2 protein-coding genes and 6 tRNA genes are annotated in these 5,125 nt (G+C 44.0%); 1 reads left to right on the top strand and 7 read right to left on the bottom strand.

Annotated features, from left to right (window positions below; all coding sequences use genetic code 11):
• Window positions 1–623: 623 nt before the first annotated feature.
• The gene (locus LIX84_RS23050) at window positions 624–2,060 is read left to right on the top strand and encodes an NAD-dependent succinate-semialdehyde dehydrogenase (RefSeq protein WP_226422253.1); all 1,437 of its coding nucleotides are present in this window, start codon (window positions 624–626) and stop codon (window positions 2,058–2,060) included.
• Window positions 2,061–2,343: 283 nt separating this feature from the next.
• Here LIX84_RS23050 and LIX84_RS23055 read toward each other — a convergent pair.
• From LIX84_RS23055 to LIX84_RS23085, 7 genes are all read right to left on the bottom strand, one after another.
• Window positions 2,344–2,419: transfer RNA gene (locus LIX84_RS23055), tRNA-Asn, on the bottom strand.
• A gap of 15 nt (window positions 2,420–2,434) precedes the next feature.
• Window positions 2,435–2,510, bottom strand: a tRNA-Thr gene (locus tag LIX84_RS23060).
• A 40-nt stretch (window positions 2,511–2,550) separates the two neighbouring features.
• A tRNA-Asn gene (locus LIX84_RS23065) sits at window positions 2,551–2,626 on the bottom strand.
• A gap of 22 nt (window positions 2,627–2,648) precedes the next feature.
• Window positions 2,649–2,724 (bottom strand) — tRNA-Thr (locus LIX84_RS23070).
• A gap of 53 nt (window positions 2,725–2,777) precedes the next feature.
• Window positions 2,778–2,853 (bottom strand) — tRNA-Phe (locus LIX84_RS23075).
• A 233-nt stretch (window positions 2,854–3,086) separates the two neighbouring features.
• The gene (locus LIX84_RS23080) at window positions 3,087–4,712 is read right to left on the bottom strand and encodes a methyl-accepting chemotaxis protein (RefSeq protein ID WP_226422254.1); all 1,626 of its coding nucleotides are present in this window, start codon (window positions 4,710–4,712) and stop codon (window positions 3,087–3,089) included.
• A gap of 300 nt (window positions 4,713–5,012) precedes the next feature.
• Window positions 5,013–5,088, bottom strand: a tRNA-Asn gene (locus LIX84_RS23085).
• Window positions 5,089–5,125 lie beyond the last annotated feature (37 nt).

Genomic DNA, 5,125 nt, shown 5'->3' on the forward strand with positions numbered 1-5,125 from the left:
CCGGCCTGTCACGCCGGGGGTCGCGGGTTCGAGTCCCGTCCACTCCGCCACTTCTATTAAGCCTCAGTCGAAAGACTGGGGCTTTTTTCGTTAATGCGAGTATATTTTTCCCTTCAATCGAATGAGTCCTGCGGAAAGGCCAGTTAGTAGCACAGAACCGCTGCCACTTATATTAAGCTTCACTTGAAAGGCTAAGATTTTGGTATCTGTAGTGCCAGCTTTATCAGTAACCGAATTGCACAATTCTAGTTGAATGTAATCTTGCTCATATCTCTACAGATTCGAACCTTATAGTAAATGCTGGAGACTGATGAATCCGCATAAGCTAGCTCATCGTCAGCACTCTGTCATTGCGTATTTCGTTAACGCTTTTCTCTAGCAAGGGGTTTCTACTGCTACTTCGCAAATATTCATCGTTCTAGTGTTCTGGATAGTCCCTAGGAGAATGGATTGCTGGAGTTTGTTACCGCTAGTCTGATTTAGTCATTGGAAGAGAATGAGCGTCTAGACTGTTAAGAGAGTAAAGTCATTCGAACATTCATGTCTTTTAGAAAACTTTGTTTTCTTTGCTGATCTTGCTAGTAACGATTAACCTAAGAGGAGTTCTCGTAGGAGTAAGTTTGATGATGCAACAAATAAAAAATGAAACCTTGAAATCCGTATTTAAACAATGGTCTTCCGAAGAGGGAATTGTGGTCATCAACCCTGCAACTGAGCAAGAATTAGTTCGATTAAAGCCCAGTGCTCTTGAGGAATTAGATGACATTATTGGTAAGTGTAAAACCGAGCAAATTCGCTGGGCAAAGTTAAGTGCTAAAGAGCGCTCTCGTCGCTTGAAAAAGTGGTATCAATTACTCCTTGATAATGCAGAAGACATTGCCACGATTATTACCTTAGAGCAGGGGAAACCATTAACCGAGAGTAAAGGGGAGGTGATGTATGGCGCCTCTTTTGTCGAGTGGTTCTCAGAAGAAGCCAAACGTGCTTATGGCGAAGTTATACCTGCCCCTACGACAGATCGACGTCTGTCTGCTATTCGCCAGCCTGTAGGGGTATGCGCTGCAATTACGCCGTGGAACTTCCCTATTGCGATGATTACAAGAAAAACAGCACCAGCCCTGGCGGCAGGCTGTGGCATGTTGATCAAGCCCTCTGAGCTTACGCCTCTTACTGCAATTGCTGTTGTTGAATTAGCTTATCAGGCAGGAATCCCAAAAGAACTGCTTCCTGTGGTGGTATCAGAGCAGGCAGCTGAGTTTGGCCAAGTACTAAGTACTGATCCTAGGATTAAGAAAGTTTCTTTTACGGGCTCTACGCGAGTCGGGAAGATTTTGATGAAACAAGCCAGTGACTCTGTCAAAGCGGTTTCGATGGAGTTAGGTGGTAATGCACCTTTTATTGTTTTTGAAGATGCAGATTTGGATGCGGCTGCGGAAGGGCTTGTCGCTTCGAAGTTCCGTAATGCAGGGCAAACATGTGTTTGTACCAATCGGCTGTATGTCCATGAAGATGTAAAACAAGCTTTTATTGAAAAAGTATTGTCGAAGTTAAACAAATTACAGCTTGGTAATGGTTTAGAGAAAGGTGTCACATTAGGTCCTGTTATTACGATGGCTTCTAAACATCGCCTAGAGGCAGTGATCGACCAAGCCGTACAAGAAGGAGCTTCTATTGCCAACTCTCCACAGAAACGCTCTGGGCGCTTTATGGAGCCCGTTCTTTTGGATAGCGTCAAGCAGCATATGTCGATTGTTCAGCAAGAGCTATTCGGGCCTGTGTTACCTATTATTACCTTTGAGAATGATGAAAAAGTTCTCGGAATGGCGAATGACACAGAGTATGGTTTGGCTTGTTACTTCTACACGAATAACTTCAAGCGTATTGTTGCTTTCAGCGAAGGTTTGGAATACGGCATGGTTGGTGTCAATGAGGGGATTATTTCTACTGAGGTGGCCCCGTTTGGAGGAGTGAAAGAGTCAGGAGTTGGCCGAGAAGGTGCGAAACAAGGGCTCGATGAATATTTGGAGACAAAGTATATATGTCTCGGTGGTTTAAGCTGAGTTGGTTGATTTAAGCAAAAAGCTGGGTTTTACCTGGCTTTTTTGATCTGGGAGATGTGTGCCACCCACTATGATTATTATTTATTGGTGAACATTGCTTATGGTGGGACTATCGATAGAAAGCAGAGTTGTTGGTGAGCAGATATTCCACTCCAAGTTAAGCGATGCCTTCAAGGTAATGATCTAAACTCTGATTTTCTTTCCTGAGTGGTATGAGTAGAAAAGAGTTTGACTTTAAACCAATGCAAAAAAGCCGTATCAAGAGATACGGCTTTTTCTAATATGGCTCCTCCTACTGGACTCGAACCAGTGACCTGCGGATTAACAGTCCGTCGCTCTACCAACTGAGCTAAGGAGGAACAAATTTTAATAAGTGGTGCCGACTACCGGAATCGAACTGGTGACCTACTGATTACAAGTCAGTTGCTCTACCTACTGAGCTAAGTCGGCACATTTTCGTTAATAAGTAATCGACTTACTAACTGAAAAATGGCTCCTCCTACTGGACTCGAACCAGTGACCTGCGGATTAACAGTCCGTCGCTCTACCAACTGAGCTAAGGAGGAATTGTCTTTTTAAGAAAATAAATGGTGCCGACTACCGGAATCGAACTGGTGACCTACTGATTACAAGTCAGTTGCTCTACCTACTGAGCTAAGTCGGCACACTATATTCTTTAACTATTGTTCGTGCTAAGCACCAACAATTAATAAATTGTGGTGCCCGGAGGCGGAATCGAACCACCGACACGAGGATTTTCAATCCTCTGCTCTACCGACTGAGCTATCCGGGCGACGAGGTGTATTAAACGGTTTTTCGGCTCTTAGGTCAACCATAAAATTAAAATAAAATATCGTTTGATGAAAATGTGCTCGGAGTGGGCTGTTTTTATGCATTTTTGATACAAATACACCATTAACTAAGCTTTCTTTAATGGAGAGATAGGAGTTTGAAAGTAGAGTAAATGGATAAAAACAAAAAAAGCACGCTTGAAAACGTGCTTTATACTAAACAATTGACTTTAACCTAGTGCTTTACAGAGAACTTGTTTACCCAACCTTCTAGCTCATCTGCCAGCGAAGCTAAACTTTGAGTGCTTGATTGGCTCTCCGTTACCACAGAGTTGAGCTGGCTTCCGCTTTCCTCGATAAGATTGACGCGCAGCGCAATATCATCGCTAACCTGAGTTTGTTCGGCTGCTGCGGTCGCGATCTGCTGACTCATTGCGGTGATAGATTCTAACGCCGTTACAATTTGCTGCAGAGCTTCAGAGGCATTCTTAGACTCTGTTACTGTGCCCTCACTGGTTTCTGCACATACTTCCATTGTGTGAATAGCGTTACGGGAACCTTCTTGCAGGTTGGAGATCATATGCTGAATCTCTTTAGTGCTATCTTGTGTTCGGCCTGCCAGGTTACGCACCTCGTCGGCAACAACGGCAAAGCCTCGACCTTGCTCTCCGGCACGTGCTGCTTCAATGGCAGCATTGAGTGCGAGTAAGTTTGTTTGCTCTGCAATATCGCCAATTACATCGAGCACTTTTACAATATTATTTACATCCTGATCTAGATCGGCGACCGCTTTACTTGCAGTATTTAATTGAGAAGCCAAACCTTGAATGTTTTCAACAGTACTGTGAATCAACTTCTGAGTATGCTGACTTTGTTTATCGGCTTCGTCTGTGTTGTTTGCTGTATCACTTGCCGAGTTGGCAACATGGTTGGCTGAAGATGCCATTTCAGTCATCGCAGTGGCAATCATTGCTGTTGACTGCTGCTGGGGTACGGTGAGATCGGCAATCGTATTTGAGCGAGATTCTACGGCAGATAACTCAGCGCGCAGTGCGTGCATGGATTTCTCAAGGTTTGTCACCATGGTGGCTAGTGATTGACTCATATCTTGCACCGCACGATAGATACTTCCTCTCGGCGCCACTGTATCAAAACTGGTCTGAATGTCGCCTTGTGCGACAGCTTGAACGGCTTTGCGCACATCGTTTGGCTCTCCACCAAGTAGATTGAGCATCTTGCGAATCGAGATTATCAGGCCACCGAGAATACTCCCCGCGATAACTAAACACAGTACAAGCTGCCATTGAGCGGTAGCCCAGAAGCGAGCATTCACCTCATTAAAGCCGATCCCTGTACCTACAACCCAGCCCCAATGTGGTGTTTTCTCGGCAATAGAGTGTTTTTCTTCAATGCTTCCGTCGGCCTGCTTTTGACTCCAAGTATATTCGACGATTTGACCTGTTTTGCGCCCCAAAACATCTAAGATAAGTTGGCCGACGCTGTTGCCATCTCCATCACGAAAGTCGTGAAAGCTTGTTCCATGTAATTGAGGGTCAAGCGGAGCTGCAACAAAAATCATGTTCTCATCTGCGACATAAACGTATTCGTTGTCTTTGTAGATATTATTACGGAGTAGGCGAGTGGCTAATGATTTCGCTTCGTCCTCTGGCATTTTGCCTTCGATAGCCATTTTTTCTACTTCGGTAAGAATGCTGTACGCACTTTTGAATAGCTCAGTAACCCGAGCTTTGTTATCAAGGTTACTTGCGACGCGAAGTGTCCATAAGCCCGTTGCGGTCAGTGCTAGGAGTGCTAGCAATATGATCGCAGATAATAAATAGGCTTGAGTTTTTAGTTTCATATTTGGCTCACAAATAAAGTGTCATCACTATGCAAGGCATAGTTAAAAGAAGAAATGTAATAACTCGGGCATCTTAGTGAAGATGAATATGAGCGCATACTAGTGCGTATTGAAATTATGATGAGGATTAAATTTTTATCGTAAAATAAGTGTTTTTTAGAAATTGGGCTTAATATTTTGCGATGCTAGAAACAGAGAAACAGAGAAACAGAGAAACAGAGAAACAGAGAAACTGGGGGGAATGAAATGAACGTAAGGCAGATGCCAAAAAGCCGCATCAAAAGATGCGGCTTTTAAAAATGGCTCCTCCTACTGGACTCGAACCAGTGACCTGCGGATTAACAGTCCGTCGCTCTACCAACTGAGCTAAGGAGGAATTATTCGTGTATCGTGTTTAGCAATGACACCAAATA

It is taken from the genome of Vibrio sp. E14, assembly GCF_020515785.1.
GTDB lineage: Bacteria > Pseudomonadota > Gammaproteobacteria > Enterobacterales > Vibrionaceae > Vibrio > Vibrio diabolicus.

What these genes read in the sequence shown, in the direction of transcription:
- LIX84_RS23050 (WP_226422253.1), top strand. Translation starts at nt 624, where the DNA reads ATGATGCAACAAATAAAAAATGAAACCTTGAAATCCGTATTTAAACAA.
- LIX84_RS23080 (WP_226422254.1), bottom strand. Translation starts at nt 4,712, where the DNA reads ATGAAACTAAAAACTCAAGCCTATTTATTATCTGCGATCATATTGCTA.